The sequence below is a fragment of the Arthrobacter sp. MMS24-T111 genome (genome assembly GCF_054888995.1).
Genome location: NZ_JBTZRO010000001.1, coordinates 2,582,616 through 2,608,048, shown reverse-complemented (window position 1 = coordinate 2,608,048; position 25,433 = coordinate 2,582,616). Strand labels below are relative to the sequence as shown.

Below are 25,433 nucleotides of genomic sequence, written 5' to 3'. Positions count from 1 at the left end.
CAGTTGGTTGTTTCGTTTTCGATGCGTGTGATTTTTCCGAGCCGTCCTAGCCGTCGCCTATCGCTGGCGGTCGAAAAGTGAGCCATTTCGCTGGCTTGGCGTCTAGTGGTCGTTGCAACACCTGAGCTTTTAGGAGTTGCAATTGCCAGAGATGAAGAGAGCAAGAAAGTCCCGGGGCGCACCTCCAAAGAACGCCGCTCGGGCTCACTATGATCAGCTGATGAAACAGGGAATGGGCAATTCTGAGGCCTGCCGGATTGTGGGAATCAGCCGTAGCTCGGGGACGCGATGGCGGCATGGCCACTCGGTCGTTCTGAAGTCCGGAGACATCAAGAAGGTTGCGCCCATCTCGCATCAGAGGCCGGCGGTTATCTCCGCCCGGTTTCTCTCGGAATTGGAACGGATCACGATCGCGGACCTCCTCCATGCAGGGCGGAGCATTCGCGCTATCGCAACAGAGCTCGGGCGCAGTCCATCGACAGTGAGCCGGGAAATCCGCCGGAACATTCACGAGCCCTCCGGTAACTACCGTCCTCGCACGGCCCAGCGCAGTGCCGAGCGTCGACGGAGCCGCCAGCGGACGGGGAAGATCGCGTCTAACCCGGTGCTGCAGCAGTTCGTGCGGGAACACCTGAAACAGCGTTGGAGTCCCCGTCAGATCAGCAACCGCTTGCGCGCCGTTTTCCCTGGACAACCGGAAATGCACGTTGTCCCGGAGACCGTCTATCAAGCCCTGTACGGGCGCGGAAGCCTCGATTTGGCCGTGGATGCAGCAGTAGCCCTGCGCACCGGACGGACCGGTCGCCGGCCGCGTCGTCGGAAGGAACACCGGACCAGGCGCTTCCCAGACATGGTCATGATCCGAGACCGGCCGGCAGATGCGATCGGCAGATCAGTACCCGGGCATTGGGAAGGGGACTTAATTATTGGAAAGGGAGGCCGCTCTGCCATCGGCACGCTGGTCGAACGGACCACGCGCTTCATCGTCCTCGTGCACCTGGCCGGTAACCGTGGAGCTGAGAATCTGCGCGATCGACTGGCCGAAGCGATGGGACCGCTACCGGCCCATCTACGCCGATCTCTGACCTGGGACCAGGGCACTGAGATGGCCTGCCACCAGGATTTCACACGGCAAACACTTATCCCTGTCTACTTTTGCGACCCAGCCAGCCCCTGGCAACGCGGATCCAACGAGAACACCAACGGCCTGCTCCGCCAGTACTTTCCGAAGGGAACAGATCTAAACGTCCACACCCGCGAACACCTGGCCATGGTCGCAGCCGAACTCAATCAGCGACCACGTGAAATCCTCGGATGGCAAAGCCCCTTGGAACACCTCACTAGACTGGTCTCACCGTCGACAGAACCATAAATCGTTGCAACGACCGCTGAACTCCGCCGCCGTCACAATGGCTCAGTTTTCGACCGTCACCGACAGAGTCCTACATTTAGGAACCACTCCAGTGGGCCGTTCGTGCTTTCGTTTGAGATGCGCTGCCAGGTGCACGAGGACGATGAAACGAGTGGTCCGTTCGACCCGTGCCGCCAAACGCATAGAACACAGGGCTGACCACGGTCTCGACGTCCACCATGTTGCGGAAGTTGAGTAAACAGAACCTCTGTGTGTCAATGGCCAGTTGTTTCTGCCCACGGGCGGCCATCAATTGTGCCCGCTGGTGGCCAGTAAAACTGCCCGGTTATGGCCAACGGATCTGCCCACTGATTGGTTTCGGCGGGGTTGGCCATCGTGGGGTTGGTCAGTTCAGTCGGGTGACTCCTTTTCCGGCGAGGGCTTGGGTGAGGCGGACGGAATCGCCGCTGGTTTGGCAGACGTGGGCGTGGTGCAGCAGCCGGTCCACGGTGGCGGTCGCGAGGGTTTTGGGCATGAGCTCATCGAACCCGGCGGGGTGGAGGTTGGAGCTGATCGCGACGGATCGTTTTTCGTAGGCTGCGTCCACGACCCGGTAGAGGCCTTCGGCGGCGTCTGTGGCCACGGGTAACAGACCAATATCATCGATGACCACGAGCTCGGCGCGGAGGATGCGGGCGACGGCGCGGGTGACGCTGTCATCGGTGCGGTGGGCGCGGATGAGGACGCCGAGGTCCTCAAGCCGGAACCAGGCGACCCGCATTCCGGCTTCGACGGCTTGCTGGCCGAGGGCTTCGAGGAAGAACGTTTTCCCGGTTCCCGAGGGCCCGCAGACGACCAGGTTTTCCCTGCGGGTGATCCATTCCAGGGTCCGGAGGGCTTGCTGGGTCGGTGCGGGGATGGAGGACGCTGCCGGGTCCCACGCCTCGAAGGTTTTCCCGGTCGGGAACCCTGCTGCTTTGCGGCGGGAAGCGAGCATGGACCGGGCCCGGCCAGCGGCTTCCTCGGTGAAGAGGGCTCTGATGACCTCGGCCGGTTCCCAGCGCTGGGCGCGGGCGGTCGCGATCAGGTCCGGTGCCAGCGCCCGGGCATGGGGCATTTTCAGGGACCGCATCAACGCTTCCAGGTCTGCCGGCAGCGGCGGGGAGGCGGTGTTGGGCGTGGTGACGGGGCTCATCGGGCCTCCTCCGGGGTGATCTTGGTGGTGTTGGTTGTGGTGTTCAGGGCGGCGTTGCCGATCGCGGCCCACGCGCCGGTTCCCTGGGTCAGCGAGCTCGCTTCGTTGGCCGCGTGAGTGGTGGTGCGGCGGATGTTGGCGTTCAGGATCGAGGCGAGGTCCTGGTGCGCGAACCGGCCATGCAGGGCGGCGTCGCCCAAGGCGCGGTCGACCTGGTCAGTGCCGGCGATTTTGGCCAGCGTGACGGCTTCGGCCATTTTGATGTTTATCCGTGCCGTTCCGGCCGCGGCGGCCTCGACCAGCCAGGTTCTGGCGCCTTCGCCGATGGCCAGGAACGCGGCCTCGTCCGCGTTGCGGGCCCTGACCTCGTAATCGCCGGGGACCCTGGTCCGGGGTCCGGGGAAGTGTTCGTCGTTGATGGCGGGGCTGCCGGGCCGTGCCCGGTCGTGGCGGGCGACTTCAACCGGACCGGTCGTGCCAGGGTGGACGATGATGACCTGCTCGCCGGGCCCGGTCCCGTGGGTTCGGACGAACACCCGGGCCCCGAGCAGGTGGGCCGGGACGGAGTACTGGGCGTTTTCGAAGGTGACCATCGGGGTGTTCTCCGGAACGGTGCGGGCAAGGCCGAACGCGACCGTGTGCGCAGTATCCGGGATCCGGTGCAACCGCGGGGCTTCCTCGGCGAGCATGGCCGCGGGTTTCCGCCGCGTCGTCCGGTGTTCACGGTGATTGACCTCGTCCATGAACGCCTGGCAGGCGGCCTCGAGTTCGGCGAACGTGCCGTATTCGTCGCGGAGGTTGGTGTCTTTGGGCACGAGATCAGCCTTGGCGAGCTTCACCGATGCTTCCACTCCGCCTTTGGTGGCGGGGTCTGCGGGTTGGCAGGTCAGCACGGTGACACCGTAGTGCCGGGCGAAGTCCAGGGTCTGATGTTCCGCACCGGGACCCCGGCAACATGAGCGGTGGTCACGGTCTTCTCGTTGTCCGTGAGTACATACGTTGGTGCTCCGCCGAAGATCCGGAAGCACCGGTCCAGCGCCGCGAAGACGCTCGGCGCCGTCCGGTCTTTGAGCGGGATCACGACGCGGAAGCGGGAGAACGCCAGCCACGCCACGAACAGGATGGTCTTCACCCCGCCGATCCGGGGCCCGTCGCCGAAGTCGTACTGCAGCCACATGCCCGGTTCGGTGATCCAGGGCCGGTGGACGCGGGTGTGACCCAGCCGCCATGCCGCCTTGACCTGCGCGATCGCCCGTCGGGTGGAGCGTTCCGAACCCGTATAGCCCAGCGCGAGGAGCTTTGCGTGGGCCTTATCGGCCCGGATCCGGCCCTTGGAGGCCTCCACCCATTCTTCGATCTTGGGCAGGTACGGGTCGGTGACCCGGCCCCGGGCCGTTGGTTCCCCGATCGGCCGGCCGGCGTCCCGGACGGCGACGTGTTTGGCAACGGTGTGGTGCGAGCAGCCCGTGAGCTCCGCGGTGGCGCGCAACGATCCGGTCAGATCGTAGGCAGCAAGAATTTCCATGATTTCTCCGTCAGACTTCATACAGGGCCTCTTCCTGGTTCGCTTGGTGCGCTTAGACACCGTCATCAAACCCCAGGGAGAGGCCCCCGCCGCTTAAGGCGCGGTCGGTTCAGTAAGGAAGTGGGCAGATCTCATGGCCACCATCGGGCAGTTTTACTGGCCGTCAGTGGGCACTTTCGTGGCCGCCTATTACGAAAATTAATGTGCTCACGGGATGCCTGGTGAGGTGAGGGTGACCTCGTATCCGAGCTGCCGGAGTTGCTGCAAGGCTCGCGCCTTCAATGCCTGCGGGTTTAGTCGCGCATAGTAGTCGGAGCCAAGATCCTGAAAACACTGGCCATTGCCGAGCATGTTCCACACTGCATTCAATATGGTGTGTTCCAAGGCCACGACAGCTTTTACCGGGCCACGTCGAGCAGCAATTCGTCGATACTTCACGGCCAGGTAGCTGCTGCGGTGGTGAGAAGCAGCCAGGGCAGCGATACCCAGCGCTGCCTTCAAGTACTTGTTGCCGGGCATTGTCTTGGACGACTTGATTCGACCAGCGGACTCGTCTGCCCGCGGACATACTCCAGCCCAAGATGCCAAGTGAGCCGCATCGGGAAAGACAGTCATGTCAGCACCGGTTTCGGCGATGATCACGTCAGCGACCAGCGCCGAAACACCTGGGATTGTCACGAGAGCCTCACGAGCGGATTCAAAAGGCTTCATGGCCTTCTCTATCCTTCTGGTGAGCGCGTCCACGGTTCGCGTATGCATGTCAATCTCATCCAGATAGAGCTGAGCCATAAACGCATGATGATCGGTGAAGCTGCCGGTAAGCGCCTCGACTAGTTCAGGGATTTTGGATCTCATCCGGCGCTGTGCGAGCTGCGCGAGAATCTGAGGGTCACGCTCCCCATGAATCATCGCGTCCAGCATCGCTCGGGACGAAACCCCCGTCAGACTGGCAACCGAACCGGAGAGCTTAATTCCTGAGCTTTCCAACATCTTCTCGAGCCGCAGGACTTCCCGTGTTCGGTCTCCGACAGCCGCCGCACGGGCGCGGGTGAGATCCCGCAGCTCCCTAATCGGTGCCGGCGGGACAAAGGATGCCCGCAGCAGCCCATGAGCAGCGAGCTGGGCAAGCCAGGTTGCATCAGAGACATCGGTTTTCCTGCCCGGGATGTTCCTGGCATGTTTTGCGTTGACCAGCATCACCGGCAAGGTTTCCTCCATGAGGTAGTAGAACGGCTTCCAGTAATCACTGGTTGCCTCCATCACCACGATCGTTGCCTGCGTGCTCACGATGAACTGACAAAGCTTGAGGATGTCGTTTGTCGTCGATCCCCATGTCGTGACTGTCGAGGTGAACTGGCCCTTGCGCTTTGCCGGCTTACGAACGCAAACCTTCGCGTCCCGTTTTGAAATGTCGATGCCTACAGCTCGTTCATGCACGAGATCCACGATGTTCCTCCTTGGCTCGAATTTGAAGCGTCCGTCCGGGAAGGACAGGAGTAAGGCAGGAATCTATTACTCGTGCTCGAAGCAACATTCCACGGTTCCCGTGGAGGTCCTTCTCACCACGCTATGGGGCGGGCAAAAGCACCAAGGCGGATCCGGCGTTGACCGTGACGGACGTATCCATCCTTCGCGCAAAACCCAGTCACGGCCACACGTAATGGGGACCCGAACGCATATTTTCGATGGACACGGAGCGGCGCCGCCGCTCAGCCGCTATGGGCAGTTTTTCATGGCCGCTAACATCTGTGTAGCAGGGCATGCGATCCTATGCCGGGCGGCAGTCTGTCTGGCCAGGCATATCTCCCCAAAATGATCTGCCCACTCGTCACAGGAGTTGCTTCGGGCAGCTATATAGCGCTGACGTGCGCACTCCTAGGGCTCAGCTAGGCGGTGCTAACACTCGTGGAAAACCGTGCCTGAAGGGAAGGACCGGATCGACGTGCATCTAGTCTCCGCAGTTTGTGACATCCGCCAGAACGACAGGGTCTCAACGCACCGTGCGCCAACCACGCAGAATGGTCAACACAAGTCTTCAGGATCCCTCTTCTGCTCTAGAACAATGAGAGTAAACACTCCATTCGCGTCACTCACAGAACCGTTTCAGGCCTCGGGAGTTCGCTTCAAACTTACGGCGAATATTCCCAGCGGCATGTATTTCTCACGGCCGCATAAAGCGACGACCGGTATAGCCCACCACCCAAGAAAGCCCAAGCAGCAATGCGACAATCATGCAAGCAAGCACTACTACCCATCCGGGTGGATGAAATTCAATCGTGATTTCTGATCCTACAGACGATCCCGACAGGTCCAGCTGAACCAAATAGCCTCGAAGCGGGCTGGACAGCACTGCCCCGGAGGCGGAGTATCCCGGCCAATTCAATCTGCTTAGGACTGCTTTACCGCCGCTCGCCGGCAGCGCGTCAACCCGGAATACCGCTTTACCACTGTCCTGAGAGACGGTCGTAAGTTTTACACCGTCACTCTCCCATACAACATTTCCGGTATCCAGGCGTGGGTTATCCCTGACCCAGAGCACAGTATTGTCAGTTATCTCCGCCACGTGCCATCCTTGCGGAACAGCCTGTGTCTGAAGTTTGCTGGTTCCTGCGTCTGACGGCTCACGTATCAACTGAACTGAGTCGATCGAAAGTAGATCAACGAGTGGCTTTCCGGTCATCTCATCTTCTGTGAAGAGCTTCGGGCCGGCAAGAGGACACGTCCACCCATGTGGGTCAAGACATAAATCCTCGGCGTACGTCTTGAACATGATTGGCGTATACAGATTTTGCACCGGATGGTCGTTGAGGTACCAAGAATTCGCTAGTAACGTTTCGTCCCACACCACAGGACCCAGAGCAGCCGGATTCCCGGAAACAAAAGTCATCCCTTCGGCCTTCTGCAACGGAAGCCGAAAAGCCTCGACACCATCGGGGAGTCCAAAATCCGGTAACGGCGTGGATCTGAAGTAGTGATGCTGTCCGACGGCAGTTACCAGAGTGATGCCCACGATAACTAGCAACGGAAGCTGCCTCATTCGTAGCCACAAAATATTCTTGCGACCGTAGAGAAGCCAAACGACAAGAGCTAAGCCAACAGCGGCCAACGCGGCAAATTTCAGATGGACACTCGGATTGGGAATCTGCGCCCAGGCAAAATATGTGCCCGCCGCCATCAACGATGCCATACCGACGACACGAGCACGCGTTAATAGATGAACACGCGATCTGCTCAGCAATACTGACAAAATAATCAGCACTGCCAAGGACACGTACGGCGTAAGTCTTACAGGAAATCTGAGTGGGCCGAGGTCGCTTGGGCCGAGAACAAGACCCAAAGAAACAATGCCAAAAAACAAAACGCCGCGCACCTTACCGATAATTATTCGTGCGCGCTTGAATTCAACTAAGCCTATTAACGGGAGAAACCAGGCTATGTAGAGAAGTGGAACCGGCGAAAATGAACCCCACCATCCCGACACCTGAGGGAGCCCACTTCCAATCCAAGAACTGGCGAAACCAGTCAAGTCAGGTGTAAGGAAACCTGTGTTTAGGACACCAGACTCACGTGCAGTGACCGGCGCAGTGAGTACTCCGGGCAGGTATACGGCTACGGCAACGAGTCCCAGTATAGAACCAGCGCCAAGAATCCTATAGAGGCCGGCAATGCTCCTGCACTTCCAAACCTCGAGAAGCAATCCCAATACTACAAGGCTGAGCATTAATGTTCCGTGCACATAGCCAATGGTGATCAGCAAGTAACCAGAAATGAGGCCAATAAATGGATTACGGCCGTCAACGATTCGTTTCAGGCCATACCAACTGAGTGGAAGAAACGCAAAGACCATCAAGCCCGTCACCCAGGAGGCAGCATCCATATATACGGTGAAGCCAGTCAGCGGAACAGCGAGGCCGGTAGTCAGCGCCCACGTCCTATTGGCCCCATATTCGCGGGATAGGAGAAAACTACCTAACGAAAGTAAACAGAGTAAAGAGATTTTTAATACTGTCGTGAACAATACGGGAGAACCGGTAGTGCTCGCCCCCAACCCAATGAGCATTATCAACGGGTTCCATAGTCCCCACTGACCTTCAGCCGTGTAATTACCGGCTCCCCAGCCCAGGTCGCTGAAGAGTGGCCATTCTCCAGAGCGGAGCTTCTCGCCGATTTCAAACCAAATTCCAAAAGCACCCGACTGAGTGTCATCGTAAAAATAGAAACGAGAATTGGTCAGCAGTGGGATTAAGGAAGCAAGCGCAGTGAGAAGGACTGAGGCAGAAGCGAACGCCGCTTCCAGACGGGCGTTAGTGAGTCTGCGGCGGGATCTGAATTGGCCACCAGTCTCACTACTTGGACTGGCTGTCTGCCTTACCGCTGTACTCAACGGATGCTCCTAAACTTCATTTCGAAGCCGACTGACGGCTTCCCGAATGGGACCGTCGAATACTACGGTCCCATGCTGGAGTACTATGCCACGCTCACATATGCGAGAAACCAGATCGAGATCGTGACTAACGACCACCAAGGTTTTCCCGTCGCGGGCCAACTCTTGGATCTTGTCGATGCACTTGCGCTGGAACGGCTCATCTCCCACCGCTAGAATCTCATCGATCAGAAAAACTTCTGGGTTTGTATGAACCGCTACTGAAAAGGCCAGCCGCAGATACATCCCAGAGGAGTAGAATTTAACCTCAGTGTCAATGAACTGCCCGATTTCCGAAAATTCGATAATCGAATCGAAACGTTCCTCGACTTCGTCTTCGGACATACCGAGAATTGCCGCATTGAGAAACACGTTGTCACGACCGGTGAGGTCGGGATGGAAGCCGGCACCGACCTCAATGAGCCCGGCGACTCTGCCACGAGTTCTAACAGTTCCAGAATCGGGGAGCATAACACCAGAAATATGTTTCAATAATGTTGATTTGCCAGAACCGTTGAATCCGAGGAGTGCTACGGTCTCGCCCCGGATTATAGTCAACTCGACGTCTTTCAGCGCGTGAAATTTTTCAGATAAGTCACCCCTGCGCCCCTTCAGCAGCCAAACGGCAGTCTCCTTTAGTGAGCGGGAATGCCTCAGAACGAACTGTTTACTGATGTTTTCGATATGAATCGCGACAGTATCCATGGTTTGCAATGCGTGCACCTCTACAGCTCCTGAGCGAATCGGCCCTCAAGGCGTCGGAAAGTCAGTTGACCGGCCATGACGACGACTACGGCAACCAGCAACCCGACAGGAAGCCAAATAGATAGTAAGTGGGGGGGCAGTTCCGCCGTGCCCTCCGTCGTAGGAAACCAGAAAGAGAAATGGAACACTTCGACTGCAATGGTCAATGGGTTCATTTGGTAAACAAACGCAAATGTCTGGCCCAGTGCCGAACGAACTTGTGTCCACACGTAAAGTACTGGAGATGCCCAAGTTGCGATCATCAGGAGTAGGTCCACTAGGTTTTCGGCATCACGGAAATACACATTTGCTGCACCGAAAAGAAGTCCCAGTCCTATCGCGAGCAATGCTACGAGAAGGAATGCGAGAACAGCTACGAGAATCTGCAGGATGTTCGGTTTCCAGCCGGTAACGAAGCAAGCAATGAGCAGGACGGCGAGCTGTGGAAAAAAGTGCACAGCGGCGACCCAGACGGATGCAACAGGGAAAAGCTCACGCGGAAGGTATATCTTTTTGATCAGACCTCCGTTAGCAACCATCGAACGCGACGCATTCGAAAGAGCCTCGGAGAAAAAATTTATCAAAATGATCCCAGAAAAAAGATAGACCGCATAATTTTCCGTGCCTTTGCTTTGCCCCAAGAAAACACCAAGCGCAAAATAGAAAACACCAAACTGAATACCCGGTTTGACGTAAGACCAAAGAATCCCGAGTATCGAACCGCGATAACGGACGGTAAGCTCTTTAGCAACCAACAAGCGCAGAAGATAACGCCTTCTGTACACATCGATGAGGCCAGAACCCGCCCCGGCGACGATCAAATCAGAACTCATCTTTAGTGAGCGCTCCCCTTCGATGCCTGCTGAATGGTGGCCTCCCAAGCCTCAATTGAAGTCACTTCAGCGAGGTGATTGCGATACTGTTCCTGAAGTCTTTCCCAATTCTTGCGCAAACGCATATGGAGCAAAATGCTCTCACGCAACAATGTTCGAGCCCTCGACGCATCACGTTGGTACCAAGACGCCCCAGTTCCGTCGGCGTTGGACACCACAGCGCTATCCAACTGAGACAATCGCCACCATTTGCTGTCTTGGTGAGCAATGGCTACTTCTGGATTTTGCACAGACAGTTCGGAGGCTGGAATTACCGTTTGTTTGATCAACGTCTTGGCCAACCAAGGCGCCAAGGCGTAGAGGTTGGGGGCCGATGGCTCCTTGCCCTTTTTCGGTGGCCTTCTTCGTCGCGGCTGCGGAAATGCGGCCGGGTCCTGTTGCATTGCCGAGTCCGGAAACCTACCTTTCATGGCACGAACTTCAGAAGCCCGTTTAGCTATGGTTTGCTGCATGTGTCCCGGTCCACTGAGAACATCGTGAATAGCGGAGATTCGGGCGGATGCCGCATAGTACTGCATGGAGAATATGTGCTTTACGTCCGTTGCAAGGCTTTGCCGAAGCAGGTCGCCACCCTTGGGATAGGGCGAATGAATTAGTCCCGCAACTAGCCGGTTGCGACCGTGAAAATATGCTTGCCAGTCAACTGAGTCATCTTTGTCAATCCAGGAAACATGCCAGACCGCCGTTCCCGGCATAGATACAGTTGGGTATCCTGCATCTTTCGCCCTAAGTCCGTACTCCGCATCGTCCCACTTGATGAAGACAGGAAGAGACAGGCCAATTTCTTTGATAACGGCAGTGGGAATCAGACACATCCACCAGCCATTGAAGTCGACATCCCATCGCCGGTGCATCCAAGGCGTAGCGCGCAGGTTCTGGCTGGCCAGATTGTGCCGGTGGTACAAATCTCCGCTTGGACCCCAAAGGAATTTCCACAGATTGACGGACTCTGCATATGCATGGAGCACCGATCGATCAAACATATCGAACATGTGTCCGCCGACGATCGTGGGCACCCGGCAGAAATCAGCAAACGATGAAGATCGGAGGATGCCCTCCGTCTCGACCATCACGTCATCGTCGAGAAGGAGAACGTAGTCTGCTACTCCACCCTTTACTGTCTCCAGCATGGATCTCGAAAAACCACCAGAGCCGCCCAGATTAGCCTGGTCGATGACCCGCAACTGATTCCCCATTTCGGCAGCGAGTTCACCAAACCCAGGAACATCACTTACTTTTTTATCGCCTTGGTCCACCACAATCATCTCATGGATAATTCCGCGCAAGTCGCTATCGGCGGCTACGGTTGCGATTGTGTTAATGCAATAGTCAGCTCGATTATAGGTTGTGACGCCGATATTAAGCCGGCCCAATGGTTTCCCGTTATCGGGCACAGCCCAGTCTGCCGAAATCAGCGTCATTCCATCGGCGTCAGCGATCAAATCAAACCAGTACCAGCCACCGTCTCCAAACTGCGCCAGGGACAGTTGATGTGCGTTAGTTTCTTTGCCGCTAACGCGGAACGATTCCACGCGTTGAGTCACACCCCGGGCATTCGAGCGGTAAATCACCAGAGAGCCGGAGCCAGACGTCTGGACGCGAAGCGTAACAGCGGAAACAGTAGTCCATTTTCGCCAATATGCAGCAGGAAATGCGTTGAAGTATGATCCCAGCGACAGACGATGGCCAGGACGAACCCGTACCGAGCGCCTCCCCAGGAGGTCATCAGGATGAAGCGTCGTTCCGGACGACTGGATGTGAACCGTCGCTTCCCTTGGAAGATCCTCCCTTAGTGGGCTGTTAGGCACGTCGCCTGAGTCCATATACAGAGGAAGAACGTCAAGATCTTTGTCTGCGGGGAAGACCACTCTTTGAACAACGCGCGTTGGGCGATCTCCAGATGCTGTGATTGGCGTAGCCACAGTTTCTGCCGCCTTCCCCGCATGGAGAACCTGCTTGCTCATGCGTCAACACCTCCGCTTTCCAGCTTCACGCCGCTTTCGAAGTGCGGACGGATCTTGTTACCGAACATGCTCAACGCGGATCCAATGGCCATATGCATGTCCAGGTATTTGTAGGTGCCCAGCCGGCCGCCAAACAAGACGTCCGTTTCCGCGGCTGCGAGGTCGCGGTACTTCAGCAGTCGCTCCCTGTCGGCCGAGGTGTTGACGGGGTAGTACGGCTCATCGCCCTTTTCGGCAAATCGTGAGAACTCCCGCATGATGACCGTCTTCTCGGTCTGGTAGTCACGCTCGGGGTGGAAGTGGCGCGGTTCGATCACGCGGGTGTAGGAGACGTCGTCGTCGTTGTAGTTAACGACGGACGTGCCCTGGAAATCACCAACATCGAGGACTTCTTCTTCGAAGTCGATGGTGCGCCATGAGAGGTCGCCCTCAGCGTAGTCGAAGTAGCGGTCCACCGGGCCGGTGTAGACCACGGGGATCTTGCCGACAACCTTGTTCTTGCTGTATTCGTGGGATTCGTCGAAGAAATCGGTATTTAGGCGCACCTCGATGTTCGGGTGTTCGGCCATTTTCTCGATCCACGCGGTGTAACCGTTGGTGGGCAGGCCCTCGTACTTGTCGTTGAAGTACCGGTTGTCGTAGTTGTAGCGCACGGGCAGCCTGGAGATGATGCCCGCCGGCAGGTCCTTGGGGTCCGTCTGCCACTGCTTCCCGGTGTAGTGCTTGATAAAGGCCTCGTACAGGGGACGGCCGATCAGCTGGATGCCCTTGTCGTTGAGGTTCTGGGGATCGGTGCCCGCCAGCTCGCCGGCCTGTTCCTGGATGAGGTCCCGCGCCTGGCCTGGGGTGAGGTTGGCCCGGAAGAACTGGTTGATGGTGGCCAGGTTGATGGGCAGGGAGTACACCTCCCCTTTGTGGACGCCGTACACCTTGTGCACGTAGTTGGTAAAGGTAGTGAACCTGTTGACGTATTCCCACACGCGTTCGTTCGAGGTATGGAAAAGGTGGGCGCCGTACCGGTGTATTTCAATACCGGTCTGCTCTTCCTTTTCGCTGTAGGCATTGCCCCCGATGTGGTGTCGACGGTCGATGACGACCACCTTCAAGCCGAGCTCAGTGGCGGCCTGTTCTGCGATTGTCAGGCCAAAAAAGCCGGACCCTACGATGACGAGGTCAGCGGTCACAAAATCTCCTGGTTCGAATGCGGGCAGCGCAATGTTGCGCATTGTCTGCTGCTCTAGCCTACCCGAGGGACCGCAACGTCCGTCGAATCCGCCCAGCCTTGTGGTCCGTCGCACATCCGACCTCAAGCCGGCTGCAGAAACCCATCCCGTTTGCAGTTATCCCCCAAATCCACGCCGGGGCCGATGTAGGCGCCGCGACCCACGACACAGTTCTCCCCCAGGCGCGCGCCCTCCCGGACCTGCGCCAGATGCCACACTTTGGTGCCCGCCCCGATACTTGCGCCTGCATCAACGTCAGCACTGTCCGCGATGGTGCCCAAAGGAGTCTCGTTTGCTGCTCACGGCCCGCTTTTCGAGGGACCGGGTGTAGCGATCCTAGCCAAGCTCCCGGCGTGCAAGCAGGACAATCCAGACGGGGTTTTCCACATAGAGCCCGAAACGGCTCCCCATGCTTTCCCTTCATGGATAGCGTGACGCAATACGCACGAAGGATTGGCACCCATGACCCTGCATTGCACCCTGGTTGGTGGTCCGGGCTCCCCATGTCTCCGGACTCCTCTCGAACTTTGCATCGAGGCTCCGCCCGGCACGCCGGGAGCGGACATCAACGAACAGTTGTCGACGACATTCGGAACCGGGCCGGTGACTGTGGACGGACAGGATCTCCGCTCGTTGGTTGCCGGTATTCCGCCGCTGGTAAGCGCGGCCATTCTTGTCGACGGCGGCACCTCGCCGTCAGGTCAACGGCCGCGTCGTCCGCGGGCAGCTGATGCCGCGGGCCCGCTGGCACTCGCCATTCACAGCGGCGCCGCAGCGGGAACAGTCATACCGCTCCGGCGAGGCAGCTACACCATAGGTCGGAGCGGCACGCGCGTTGTTATCCCGGATCCGGAGTTGTCGCGCGAGCACGCACGCCTTGTTGTCACGGACACGGATATCATCCTGATCGACCTGGACAGTGCAAATGGCACCTACGTCGATGGTGAGAGGATCCGTAACACTGCCATCTCCACCGAGTCCGATATCAGGTGCGGGCAGTCCACCATGTCTCTGGTGTTTTCTGACCAGTCGGAGAGGGTCTTGGCCGATGCCGGAAAATCCGTGGCCGAACCCATCGTGGTCTCCGGCGGGGCTGAGGCCGGCAACCGCGCGCTGCTGCTGCTTGCCGCACTTCTCCCGCTGGCGATTGGCGTGGGGCTTGCTGTGTTTACCGGGATGTGGATGTTCCTTGCCTTCTCGGCGGCGTCCGCGTTTTCTGTTCTCGTGCCCGTCATCGGCGGCCGGCGCCAGAGGCAGGAATTGGCGGCTGCCGTCCAAGCGGCAGTGCGGGAGGACAGGGAACGCCGACGCCGGTGCGCCCCGTCCCTTGCGCTCGTTTCCCTGGCAGCGCACGGAAGCACCCAGACGCCCGTTCCCCATGCGGCGTCCGACGGCGTGTGGCTGAGGTTGGGCGAAATGGAACAGTCCGCCAATGTCCGGATTGAGCCGGCACGCGCCGTCGAGTCCATTCACCCGGTTGGGCGGGTCCCTGTCGTCCTTGACCCGCGTCGGCCGCTCACCTTCATTGCGGGCTCTTCCGCGGGTACAGACGGCGCCATCCGGTCACTCATCATGCAACTTGCGGGGTACCCCCTGGCTGACACGACGGGGGTGGTCGTCCACGGCCGGCCGGAGAACCTGCCGTTGGCCGCCCGGTATCTTCCCAGGGCAATCCTCACCGGAACAACTGATGCCGCCCTCCGGGTCATCGAAGGAGGTGGGCCCTCAGGTTCAGAGCGAAATGTCCTGTTGATCCGCAGTACGGAGCCGGCGGACGAGGGCGACGTCAAAGTCCGTGAAGCCGCTGTGGAACGAGGTTGGCAGGTTCTTCATTTCCTTCCGGAACACACCGAATCCCCGTCAGCTGACGTGTTTTTGTCCGAGCGCAGGTCGGTCATGCTCCTTGACCACGACAAGCCGGTCTTTGTTCCGGACCTTATACCGGAGGCAGTATTCACCACGCTCTGCCGACGCCTGGCGAAGGCGCCCAAACGGGAGGACGGGCACGTCTGCTCGCTTCCGGCCACCGTCGGACTCAGCGAGATCCTGCCCATGTCGGCGGCCGAGACCGCGAGACGCTGGGAAGCCGCTGCGCAAAGGCCGGGGCTCGCGGTGCCGCTGGGCCTGGGTAAGGCCGGCCCAAGGACCCTGGATCTCCAGGCCGACGGTCCCCATGTGCTCGTTGCAGGCACCACAGGATCAGGAAAATCGGAATTGCTCCGGACCTTTACCCTGGCGCTCGCCCTGAGTTACCCTCCTGAGCGAATCAACTTCTTCTTCGTCGATTTCAAAGGTGGCTCCGGCTTGGGTCCACTCCACGGCTTGGTTCACTGTGTCGGACTTCAAACCGACCTGACCAGCGCCGAAATGGAACGCACCCTGGTGTCGCTGCGGGCAGAAGTCAGGCTCCGTGAGGAGCACCTCTCGGCAGCCGCCGTACCGGACCTGGCAGCGTACCGGTCCTCGCACGCGGCGAAGGACTTCGACCTCCCCCACCTTGTGATCATCATCGACGAGTTCAGGATGCTTGTTGACGATGCTCCGGAAGTGCTCCGTGAGCTGCTGCGGATCGCTTCCATAGGGCGGTCGCTGGGTATCCATCTTGTGATGGCCACGCAACGGCCCCAAGGTGCATTGACGGCCGACATCCGGGCAAACGTCACCTCCAGCATTGCCCTCCGCGTGCAGTCGGACATGGAGTCAGTAGACATCGTCAATTCGAAGGCCGCGGCGGCCATCGGAGTAGACACCCCGGGCCGTGCGTTCCTCGCACGCGGCGCGGAACCTGCCGAAGAGTTCCAGGCCGCGTCCTTGTCGCCCATATCCGAGGATCAGTTGCACGGTCCGGTCGTCATCCAGCCGACAACGGCGTACCTGGCTCCCCGGAAAGCAACGGACCCATCCCCGCCGAACCCGGCGCCAACCCCGGCCACGGCGGCGGCTCCCCTGGTGTCACTCGTGGAATCACTTTGCGCGGCGTATGGAAAACGGGCCCCCCGGAGACCGGTAGCTCCTCCCCTGCCTGCAGACCTGGAAGAACCGGGGCAGGATTATTCACCCGACGGATACCCGGCGGCCAGGTCGATGTCCGCTGGACCTGGCGGCGACGAAGGCAGTGTGCACCTGGGGCTGATGGATCTGCCCCAGAAGCAGAAGGTGGTGACTCTCACCTGGAACCGCGCCAAACACGGGCATGCCGCCTTCCTGGGCAGTTCCACCTCCGGCGCGCCGGAAGCCCTGGAACTGACGGCCGGGAGATTGATGGCCAGCCCGTCCGAAGCCCACTTCTATTTCCTGGACGGTACGGGAAGCCTTTTGCCCTTCGCGCACGCCGGCCGGACCGGGGCCCTCGCCGGTATCCACGAGTTGCGCCGGGGCGCCCGGATCCTGGAACGCCTTACCCTCGAACTCGGGAGGCGACTAAGCCGGCCGGCTGTGGGAGACGTCCCCCTGGTTCTCATTGTGTCTGGCTGGGGCTCCTGGGTTTCAGCGTTCCGGTCCGGCCCATTGGCCTGGGCCGAAGACCTGGTCCAGGACCTCGCCCGCGACGGGGGCAGGGCTGGAATAACACTGTTGGTTTCCGGTGAACGCGAACTGACCGCAGCCAGGTTCTACGCATCCATCCCCAACCGCTTCTATTTTCCGTTCGGCTCCACCGAAGAGAGCCGCGCCGCATGGCCACGGATGCCCTCCGTTTCCCCCGTGTCGGGAAGGGCTGTGGCATTTGGCCCGGCAGCCGCTGGCGGCCCGACGGTCTGCCAGTTCTACCGGCATTCCCTCGCTGGCCATGGGCATCCCTCTCCCTCCGGGGACGGCGTGCCTGCCGCATCACCGCCTTTCAGGGTCGAACCCCTCCCGGCTATGATCACGACCGGCGAAGTCACGGCACGTGCCGAGCGCACAACAGCGTTCCGGACTGGTGCCGGGAACGGGCAAACAGGCGCTGCAGAGGCCTCCGCAGGAACCGCTCAGCCCCGGGCCGTCCTGCTGGGCGTGGCGGGCAACGAGCTCGATGCATTCGCCGTCCGGATTCCAGCCGGCGGCGTGATGGCAGTCCTCGGCGGTCCCGAAAGTGGCAAAAGCAACGTGTTGCACGCTATGAAGAAACTCAATTCCAGCAAGGGAGGTTACTCAAGCCCGGTGCTGCACATGAAAGCCGGAAACCTTTGGCGAGGCGTGCTGGAGGAGGCCGAGGCCGGCGACCTTTCCCCGACACGCTGCTGCTCGTCGACGATGTTGACCTTCTGGACCCGCCGGCAGCGAAGGACCTGGGCCGCTTGAACGGTTTGGGCTATTCGCTGGTGGTCACCGCAAGGTACAGCCCCTTGCTGCCGCAACGCATTCCTTTGATCATGAACGCCCGGGCGGCCGGCCTCGGACTTCTGATGTGCCCACGGACGATAGCCGATGGTGACCTGTTCGGGGTCCGGTTTGAGGTGGAGGCTAATCCACCGTCGGGCCGTGGCATCCTGATTTCCGAGGGCCGGTCGTGTGCCCTGCAGGTTGGGTGGGCAGGCGCCGCACCCTGAACTGTCGGCCTTCCCCGCCGTTGCCCCAAATCCGGGCGTTCGTTACCCAGTCCGGACGTTTACAGGGAACGAACCAGTGGCGTCTGATGCAGGGACGTCAGAGAGCAGGGGGTGGACTGCCGGTTCGGGACGCGTGGCTGATCACCCTGTTGGAGAACAGGAGAACTATGGCGGCTGCGGCCGGTACCACCATTGCCACCCCCGCAAGGACCAGGCCACTGGTCAGGGTTGGGACACCAATGGTCAGGACGAACAGTTGGGCCACCAGCGCCGCTGCCCGGGTCCACCGGTACCCGCGGTAGAGGAAGACGGATACCGCAAAGAGCCAGGCGGAAAAGGCCAGCAGGAGGCCCAGGGTGAAGACCGCTCCCCAGAAGGAGAGCACGGGGCTGCCGGTCAACAGCTCGTACCCGTACCAGGCTGCAGCAGCCAGCAGGGCAAGGGCTTCGGCGCCGGCAATCAGCGCCACCACGATGGCAGCGACGGGAGCGGCAGTGGAATGCTCATCGGACGGACGGACGGGTCCGTTGCCGGGCTCGTCCGGGGTCGCTGGGACACCTGCTGGGTTTACCGGGGGTCTTGACACACTGGCACCCTACCGGACATAGTCGGACACTGGTGAGGGCAGGAGCCGCCACTGTGATGTATCGCTCAGGTTTCCACTGATATCAGGCGTTATTACCCCTTGTTTACACAGCGTTAACATGACAGGCTTGATGCAGATGACCAAGGGGGCCCAGAGGGCCCCTTTCCTTTGTAGCCACTAGTGAATAATTTCACAAAGGGCACTTCCCAGAAATGGAGCAACTGATCAGCATGGATTGGCGTAACCGCGCAGCGTGCCTCGACAAGGACCCGGAACTGTTCTTCCCCGTCGGAAATACAGGCCCGGCCCTCCTGCAGATCGAGGAAGCCAAGAGCGTCTGCCGCCGGTGCCCCGTAGTGGACACGTGCCTCCAGTGGGCCCTGGAATCCGGCCAGGATGCCGGCGTCTGGGGCGGTATGAGCGAAGATGAGCGCCGCGCCCTGAAGCGGCGTGCCGCCCGCGCCCGCCGGGCCTCCTAGAAGGCCTGCAGCCGGCACCGTCAAACGGACCGTTACAACCAGAGGCCCCGGATCGATCCCAAGGATCGACCCGGGGCCTCTGTCGTTTCCTCCCCCTCCACGCCGGGTGGCATATCCGCACGTACGGTCCCGGCGTGGTCCGTGGTCCGTGGCCTACTTCCCGTGCAGGCTGAGCCTGATCTTGACCTCGGTTCCGCCGCCCTCCCGGCGTTCCCACGTGATGGTGCCGCCCAGTTCACTGGTGACCAAAGTCCGCACGATCTGCAATCCAAGCCCCTCAACGTGCGGGGTCTCCGGGAGCCCCACACCGTCGTCGGCGATGGTTACCGTCAGTTCCTCGCCGTCCTCCCCCTCGGACCTGTCGGCCAGGAGCCACACCGTCCCGGCCCTTCCCTCAAGACCGTGCTCCACGGCATTGGTCACCAATTCGTTGATCACCAGGGCAAGCGGTGTGGCCAGGTCGCTGGGCAGCTCACCGAACGTGCCGGAGCGTTCGGTCCGTACCTGCTGTGAGGGGGACGCAACCTCGGCGGACAGCCTGAACTGGCGGCCGATCAGTTCGTCAAAATCAACGCTCTGGGTCAAGCCCTGCGACAGGGTCTCATGCACGAGGGCGATGGTGGCCACACGGCGCATCGCTTGCTCCAGTCCCTGCTTTGCCTCATCGCTCACCATCCGCCTGGATTGCATCCGCAGCAGCGCAGCCACCGTCTGGAGATTGTTCTTAACCCTGTGGTGGATCTCGCGGATGGTGGCGTCCTTAGTCACCAACTCCATTTCCCGCCGCCGCAGTTCCGAGACGTCCCGGCAGAGCACCAACGCACCGAAGCGCTGCTGTTCATCGCGCAGGGGGATGGCACGCAGGGACAGGCTGACACCGCGGGATTCGATCTCGCTGCGCCACGGCATCCGCCCGGTCACCACGAGCGGCAGGGTCTCGTCAACCATCCGCCGGTCCTTGAGGAGGCCGGCCGTGACCTCGGCAAGGGAACGCCCTTCCAGGGATTCCCCGTCGCCAAGGCGGCGGAACGCGGAGACACCGTTGGGGCTGGCGTACTGCACTACACCATCGGCATCAAGCCGGATCAGGCCATCGCCCACGCGCGGTGCGCCCCGCCGCGAACCGGTGGGCGAGGCAAAGTCCGGCCACAATCCCAGGGTGCCCATTCGCAGCAGGTCATACGCGCACTGCCGGTAGGTCAGCTCCAGCCGGGACGGCATCCGCGAACTGGACAGGTCCATATGCGTGGTGACCACCGCAAGCGTCCGCCCGTTCCGGACCATCGGGACCGCCTCCACCCGAAGCGCCATCTCGCTGTTCCAGTTGGTTTCACTGGACCGCTCAATGGAGCGGCTGTTCCAGGCTTTATCCACCAGCGGCTGCAGGTCCGAGCGGATCCCTTCCCCCACGAAGTCGCTGTGGAACGCGGTATGCGTGGTGGAAGGGCGCACGTGGGCCAGTGCGACATAGCCAAGCTCCGGGTGGGGGAACCACAGTGCCAGGTCGGCGAATGCCAAGTCCGCGACCATCTGCCAGTCCCCCACCAGAAGGTGCAGCCATTCGGCATCGCCCGGCCCGAAATCAGCGTGTTCCCTGATGGGGTCCGTAAAGATTGCCACTGCACCTCCAGTTGCGACGCCGCATGGCTAGCGTCGGACGATTGACCTCAAGAGCCTCAATGCTACCGATAGTGAGGCCATGTCGTCGGCCTCCAGGGCGTTCACTTCGTCGAACATGCTCTTTGCCCTGCCCAGCTGTTCGGCATTCTGCGCCTCCCAGTCCTTGAGCCGCGCCTCCGGCGAGTCGGCCGTGGACGTTGCGTCCAGCACCGCCGTCGTCATGTCCGACACCGTCGAGTACAGATCGTCGCGCAAGGCGGCCCGCGCCAGCGCCTGCCACCGGTCCTGGCGGGGCAAGCTGCTGATCCGTTCCAGCAACGAATCCGCGTGGAACCGGTTGAACACGGTGTAATACGTGGCCGCAATGTCCTCTACCGGGTCCTTGCGGGAACGCGCGATCTTGGCGATATCGAGCAGCACGAAGCTCTCGAACAGCTCGGCCCAACGCAGTGCCAGGCTTTCCGGGAGTTCCCATTCGCGGCCCTTCGCCAGCCACTCGGCCACCCGGTCGCGGTCATCGCCACGCAGGTAGTCCAGCAGGCGTGCCCGCATCGGATCCATGAGCGGCTTGAACTCAGCCACTACCTCTGCGATCGGGCGGGAGACGCTTTCCTGGCCCAGCAGCCATCGGACCGCACGGTCTAAGAGCCGGCGGATGTCCAGGTGGACGGTGCTCCAGTGCTCCGTCGGGAACGAAGCCGGCAGATTGTTCAACTCGGCCACCATCGCATCCAGTTCGTACACCTCCCGCAGCGCCACGAACGCCTTGGCGACGGCCACTTCGCTGGCAGACGTTTCTTCCATGACCCGGAATGCGAAGGTGATTCCGCCCAGGTTGATCATGTCGTTGGCCACCACGGTGGCGATGATTTCGCGTCGAAGCGGATGCGTGTCCAGCTCCGCGTCGAAGCGTTCGCGCAGCTGGTGCGGGAAGTAGGAGCGCAGCGTGTCCCTGAACCAGGGATCGTCGGCAAGGTCGCTGTCCCGAAGCGCTGACGCCAGCTCGATCTTTGCATAGGCGGCCAGAACCGACAGTTCAGGGGATGTCAGGCCCTGCCCCTGCTGCAGCCGGTCACGCAGGGATTCGGTCGTCGGCAATGCTTCCAGGTCGCGCTTCAGGTCCGCGCTCTTCTCCAGCCAGTCCATGAGCCGCTCGTAGCTCGGGCTCCACTCGGCCACCCGGCTGCGGTCGTTCAGGAGCAGGATGTTCTGGTCGATGTTGTCTTCCAGGACCAGCCGGCCCACCTCGTCGGTCATGGACGCGAGGAAGTCGGCGCGTTCGGCCGCCGGCAGCTTGCCCGCGGCGACCATGCGGTCCACGAAGATCTTGATGTTGACTTCGTGGTCGGAGCAGTCCACGCCGGCAGAGTTGTCGATCGCATCCGTGTTGAGGATGACCCCCTGCAACGCCGCCTCGATGCGGCCGCGCTGCGTCATACCGAGGTTTCCGCCTTCGCCCACCACCTTCACGCGCAAGTCCCGGCCGTTGACGCGGATGGCGTCGTTGGCCTTGTCCCCCACCGTTGCGTTGGATTCGGAACTGGCCTTGACGTAGGTGCCGATGCCGCCGTTGTACAGCAGGTCGGCCGGGGCAAGCAGGATGGCCCGCAGCAGCTCCGGCGGGCTGAGTTCGGCGGTTTCGGCCGACAGCCCGAGCGCCGCGCGCACCTGCGGGGACACGGGAATGGATTTGGCCTGCCGGGCGAAGACGCCGCCGCCTTCACTGATCAGCGACTTGTCGTAGTCGTCCCAGGAAGACCTGGGCAGCTCGAACAGCCTCTGCCGCTCAGCGAACGAGGATGCCTCGTCCGGTGCGGGATCGAGGAAGATGTGCCGGTGGTCGAATGCCGCAAGCAACCTGATGTGGCGGGACAGGAGCATCCCGTTTCCGAACACGTCACCGGACATGTCCCCCACACCCACCACGGTGAACGGCTCGGTCTGGGTGTCGAGGTCGAGCTCGCTGAAGTGCCGCTTGACCGACTCCCAGGCGCCCCGGGCGGTGATCCCCATGGCCTTGTGGTCGTACCCTACGGAGCCGCCGGAAGCGAACGCGTCCCCCAGCCAGAATCCGTACTCTGCCGACAGCCCGTTGGCGATGTCCGAGAAAGTAGCCGTCCCCTTGTCCGCCGCGACGACAAGGTAGGAGTCGTCGTCGTCATGCCTGACAACGTTCGACGGCGGCACAAGCCGCTCGCCGCTACCTTCAGTGAGCAGGTTGTCGGTGAGGTCCAACAGGCCACGGATGAAGGTCTTGTAGCTTTCGACGCCTTCCGCCATCCAGGCCGCGCGGTCGGCGGCCGGATCCGGAAGCTGCTTGGCGAAGAAGCCACCCTTGGCTCCGGTGGGAACGATGACGGCGTTCTTGACCGTCTGTGCTTTTACCAGGCCCAGGACTTCGGTTCGGAAATCCTCTCGCCGGTCAGACCAGCGAAGGCCGCCGCGGGCGACCTTGCCGAACCGCAAGTGCACGCCCTCCACCCGGGGCGAATACACCCAGATTTCGAACATCGGCCGCGGGAACGGCAGCCCCTCGATCTGCGCCGGATCCAGCTTGAAGCTCAGGTGCGGCTTGTCCTGGAAGAAGTTGGTGCGCAGGGTGGCTTCAATGAGGTTGCCGAATGTGCGCAGCACACGGTCGGCGTCCAGCGTGGCAACCTTCTCGATGGCAACTGCCAGGTCCTGGCGCACGGACGCCTGGGCGCCGGCGCGCCCGTCGTCGTCCATGGACGGGTCAAAGCGGGCAGCGAAAAGCGCGATCAGGGCTTTGGTTACGTCGGCGTTGGCCAGGAGTGTGTCGGCCATGAACCCGAAGGAACTGCTGCTCCCCATCTGGCGCATGTAGCGGGCGTAAGCACGCAGCACCGTGATCTGCCGCCAGTGCAGGCCCTCCCGCAGCACCAAACGGTCGAAGCTGTCCGACTCTGCCGCTCCGGTGACGGCGGCGCCAAAGGATTCGGCAAGGAGTTCCCCCGTGCTGACCGGATCCACCCCGGCCGGGTATTTCAGCCCAAGGTCGTAAAGGAAGAAGTCCCTGTGGTCAGCGGTTTCGATCTCGAACGGGCGTTCGTCCAGGACTTCCAGACCCAGGTTGTGGAAGTAGGGAAGGATCTGGCTCAGGCTCTTGGGCTCCAGCATGTAGAGCTTGACCCTGGCGTCCTCTTCCAGGGTCGCGCCTGCCCCCTCGGGCAGGTAAACGTGGACGCCGGGACGGTCCTGCCGCGCGCCCGTGCTCCGCTCGGCGGCGGCCCCGTACTTTTCAAAACGCGCAATATCCTCAAGCGCGTCCTCTACCTCGTAGTCCACCCGGTAGCTGGCGGGAAACGCCTCGGCCCAGATGGCGGCGAGTTCCTTGGCCTCGGCCGGGTCCCGCCCTTCGCGCAGGACCTCGGTGATGCCCTCACTCCAGGACCTCGCGGCCCGAACCAGCCGCGTTTCCAGTTCGTCGCTGTTGACGTGGCTGACATCGGCGTTCTTGGGCAACCGGATGCGGAAGAACAGGCGGGCAAGGGCCGATTCCGTCATGCGTGCTTCGTAGTCGATCGAGACCGCCTGGAACGTTTCCCGCAGTTCCTGCTCGATACGCAGCCTGACATTGGTGGTATACCGGTCACGGGGCAGGTAGACGACGGCGGACATGAACCGGCCGTAGATATCGGGCCTGAGGAACAACCGGGTGCGGCGCCGTTCCTGAAGCTTCTGGATACCGAGGGCGGTTGCGGCGAGGTCCGGAATTTCGATCTGGAACAGCTCATCGCGCGGGTATGTCTCAAGGATCCCCAGCAAATCCTTGCCGGAGTGGGAGTCCGGCGGGAAGCCCGCGGTTTGCAGCACAGCGTCGACCTTTTCGCGGACGATCGGGATATCCCGGACGGACCCGGCGTAAGCGCTGGTGGCGAAAAGTCCGATGAAGCGGCGCTCGCCGTTGACGTTGCCTGCGGCATCGAAACTCTTGATTCCGATGTAGTCGAGGTAAGCCGAGCGGTGCACGGTCGAGCGGGAATTGGCTTTGGTAATGACCAGGGCCCGTTTTTCCCGTGCCTTCTTCCGGCCGGTATCAGTGAGGTGCTGGATATGGGGGAATCGGCGGCTGCCCGCAACAGCCCGAGTCCGCTGTCTTCGCGCAGTTCGAGGACATCTTCCCCGTCAACGTTCAAGAGGTCGTATTCCCGGTAGCCGAGGAACGTGAAGTTTCCGTCATCCAGCCAGCGGAGCAGGTCCTTGGCCTGGCGCAACTCGGCGATCTGTGCGGGATGCGCCACCTGGTCCAGGCTCCGGGCGATCTCCAGCGCCTTTTGGCGCATCTTCGGCCAGTCCTCGACAGCGGCCCGGACGTCCTTGAGTACCCGGGTCAGTCCGGCAAGCAGGGATGACTTCGCGTCGTCGGAAATACGCTGGATTTCGACGGCGATCCACGACTCCATGTGGGAGGCGTTTTCACCTTGGGCGATGAGGTGGGACAGGTTCGGCATGGCGGCCGTGTCCCCACTGGAAATGCCCAGGTGGGCGGGGACCCTGTTGACCTTTACGAGCTCGCCGGTTTCCCGATTCCTGGTGGCGACAAACAGCGGGTGGACAACCAGTTTGATGGCTGCGTGCTGCCGGACCAGTTCCGCGTTCACGGAATCGACAAGGAAGGGCATGTCGTCAGTGACGACGAAGATGACGGTGCTGTCCTCCTCGTCGGCAATTGAGATCTTTGCCTGTCCGGGCTGCCGGACCGACGCCGCCTTGTGATGCTCCCGTGCCCGGGACTCGAGTACCTCGCGAGGGTAGCTCCGGGCATCCTCCTCGGCCAAGTGCTGGTAGTAGTCCCCCATGAAACCTTCAAGGCCTTCAATGGAGAGGGGCTGATCCTCCACACCGGATCCAGACGACATCGACAACGCCTCCACTAGAGA

The 25,433-nt window shown here is 61.0% G+C and carries 12 protein-coding genes and 3 pseudogenes; 3 read left to right on the top strand and 12 right to left on the bottom strand.

Annotation, left to right across the window (positions count from 1 at the left end; all coding sequences use genetic code 11):
- Nucleotides 1-232 precede the first annotated feature (232 nt).
- Nucleotides 233-1,372, top strand: a complete 1,140-nt coding sequence (locus ACX5I6_RS12235; protein ID WP_461841708.1) for an IS30 family transposase — start codon at nt 233-235, stop codon at nt 1,370-1,372.
- A gap of 385 nt (nt 1,373-1,757) precedes the next feature.
- Here ACX5I6_RS12235 and istB read toward each other — a convergent pair whose 3' ends face one another.
- The 9 genes and pseudogenes from istB to ACX5I6_RS12190 all read right to left on the bottom strand — a co-directional run.
- Nucleotides 1,758-2,546, bottom strand: a complete 789-nt coding sequence (gene istB, locus ACX5I6_RS12230) for an IS21-like element helper ATPase IstB (protein WP_237430038.1) — start codon at nt 2,544-2,546, stop codon at nt 1,758-1,760.
- A pseudogene (istA, locus tag ACX5I6_RS12225) lies at nt 2,543-4,092 on the bottom strand (IS21 family transposase). The gene istB and the pseudogene istA overlap by 4 nt, the downstream one beginning before the upstream one ends.
- 186 nt (nt 4,093-4,278) lie before the next feature.
- Nucleotides 4,279-5,517, bottom strand: coding sequence for an IS110 family RNA-guided transposase (locus tag ACX5I6_RS12220; RefSeq protein WP_461839766.1), 1,239 nt, complete (start codon nt 5,515-5,517; stop codon nt 4,279-4,281).
- A 715-nt stretch (nt 5,518-6,232) separates the two neighbouring features.
- On the bottom strand, nt 6,233-8,455 hold the full coding sequence (locus ACX5I6_RS12215) for a hypothetical protein (RefSeq protein WP_461840641.1): 2,223 nt from the start codon (nt 8,453-8,455) through the stop codon (nt 6,233-6,235).
- 9 nt (nt 8,456-8,464) lie between these two features.
- Complete coding sequence (locus ACX5I6_RS12210) at nt 8,465-9,199, bottom strand: ABC transporter ATP-binding protein (RefSeq protein WP_461841707.1); 735 nt, start codon at nt 9,197-9,199, stop codon at nt 8,465-8,467.
- A 20-nt stretch (nt 9,200-9,219) separates the two neighbouring features.
- Nucleotides 9,220-10,071, bottom strand: coding sequence for an ABC transporter permease (locus ACX5I6_RS12205; RefSeq protein WP_461840640.1), 852 nt, complete (start codon nt 10,069-10,071; stop codon nt 9,220-9,222).
- 2 nt (nt 10,072-10,073) lie between these two features.
- The gene (locus ACX5I6_RS12200) at nt 10,074-12,095 is read right to left on the bottom strand and encodes a glycosyltransferase (RefSeq protein ID WP_461840639.1); all 2,022 of its coding nucleotides are present in this window, start codon (nt 12,093-12,095) and stop codon (nt 10,074-10,076) included.
- Nucleotides 12,092-13,279 (bottom strand): UDP-galactopyranose mutase, encoded by a 1,188-nt coding sequence (gene glf / locus ACX5I6_RS12195; protein ID WP_461840638.1) that lies wholly within the window; start codon nt 13,277-13,279, stop codon nt 12,092-12,094. Before glf ends, ACX5I6_RS12200 begins: the two co-directional genes overlap by 4 nt.
- Before the next feature lie 149 nt (nt 13,280-13,428).
- Nucleotides 13,429-13,599 (bottom strand): annotated as a pseudogene (locus ACX5I6_RS12190) (DapH/DapD/GlmU-related protein); the annotation flags it as partial.
- Nucleotides 13,600-13,780: 181 nt separating this feature from the next.
- Here ACX5I6_RS12190 and ACX5I6_RS12185 point away from each other — a divergent pair.
- Complete coding sequence (locus ACX5I6_RS12185) at nt 13,781-17,599, top strand: FtsK/SpoIIIE domain-containing protein (protein ID WP_461840637.1); 3,819 nt, start codon at nt 13,781-13,783, stop codon at nt 17,597-17,599.
- A 345-nt stretch (nt 17,600-17,944) separates the two neighbouring features.
- Here ACX5I6_RS12185 and ACX5I6_RS12180 read toward each other — a convergent pair whose 3' ends face one another.
- Entirely contained in the window at nt 17,945-18,433 is a 489-nt protein-coding gene (locus ACX5I6_RS12180; protein WP_461840636.1) for a hypothetical protein, read from the bottom strand.
- Between the two features lie 230 nt (nt 18,434-18,663).
- On the opposite strand from ACX5I6_RS12180, the gene ACX5I6_RS12175 reads away from it, so the two are divergent.
- Nucleotides 18,664-18,912 carry a WhiB family transcriptional regulator gene (locus tag ACX5I6_RS12175; RefSeq protein WP_003804966.1) on the top strand — a complete coding sequence of 83 codons (249 nt, stop codon included), beginning with the start codon at nt 18,664-18,666 and terminating at the stop codon, nt 18,910-18,912.
- Between the two features lie 153 nt (nt 18,913-19,065).
- Here ACX5I6_RS12175 and ACX5I6_RS12170 read toward each other — a convergent pair whose 3' ends face one another.
- Nucleotides 19,066-20,532: a sensor histidine kinase gene (locus ACX5I6_RS12170; protein ID WP_018760216.1), complete on the bottom strand. Its 1,467-nt coding sequence runs from the start codon at nt 20,530-20,532 to the stop codon at nt 19,066-19,068.
- Between the two features lie 27 nt (nt 20,533-20,559).
- A pseudogene (locus ACX5I6_RS12165) lies at nt 20,560-25,412 on the bottom strand (NAD-glutamate dehydrogenase).
- Nucleotides 25,413-25,433 lie beyond the last annotated feature (21 nt).

Excerpts from the sequence above, each read along its gene's own strand:
- ACX5I6_RS12235 (WP_461841708.1), top strand. The coding sequence starts at position 233 with ATGGGCAATTCTGAGGCCTGCCGGATTGTGGGAATCAGCCGTAGCTCG.
- istB (WP_237430038.1), bottom strand. The coding sequence starts at position 2,546 with ATGAGCCCCGTCACCACGCCCAACACCGCCTCCCCGCCGCTGCCGGCA.
- ACX5I6_RS12210 (WP_461841707.1), bottom strand. The coding sequence starts at position 9,199 with ATGGATACTGTCGCGATTCATATCGAAAACATCAGTAAACAGTTCGTT.
- ACX5I6_RS12205 (WP_461840640.1), bottom strand. The coding sequence starts at position 10,071 with ATGAGTTCTGATTTGATCGTCGCCGGGGCGGGTTCTGGCCTCATCGAT.
- ACX5I6_RS12200 (WP_461840639.1), bottom strand. The coding sequence starts at position 12,095 with ATGAGCAAGCAGGTTCTCCATGCGGGGAAGGCGGCAGAAACTGTGGCT.
- ACX5I6_RS12185 (WP_461840637.1), top strand. The coding sequence starts at position 13,781 with ATGACCCTGCATTGCACCCTGGTTGGTGGTCCGGGCTCCCCATGTCTC.
- ACX5I6_RS12175 (WP_003804966.1), top strand. The coding sequence starts at position 18,664 with ATGGATTGGCGTAACCGCGCAGCGTGCCTCGACAAGGACCCGGAACTG.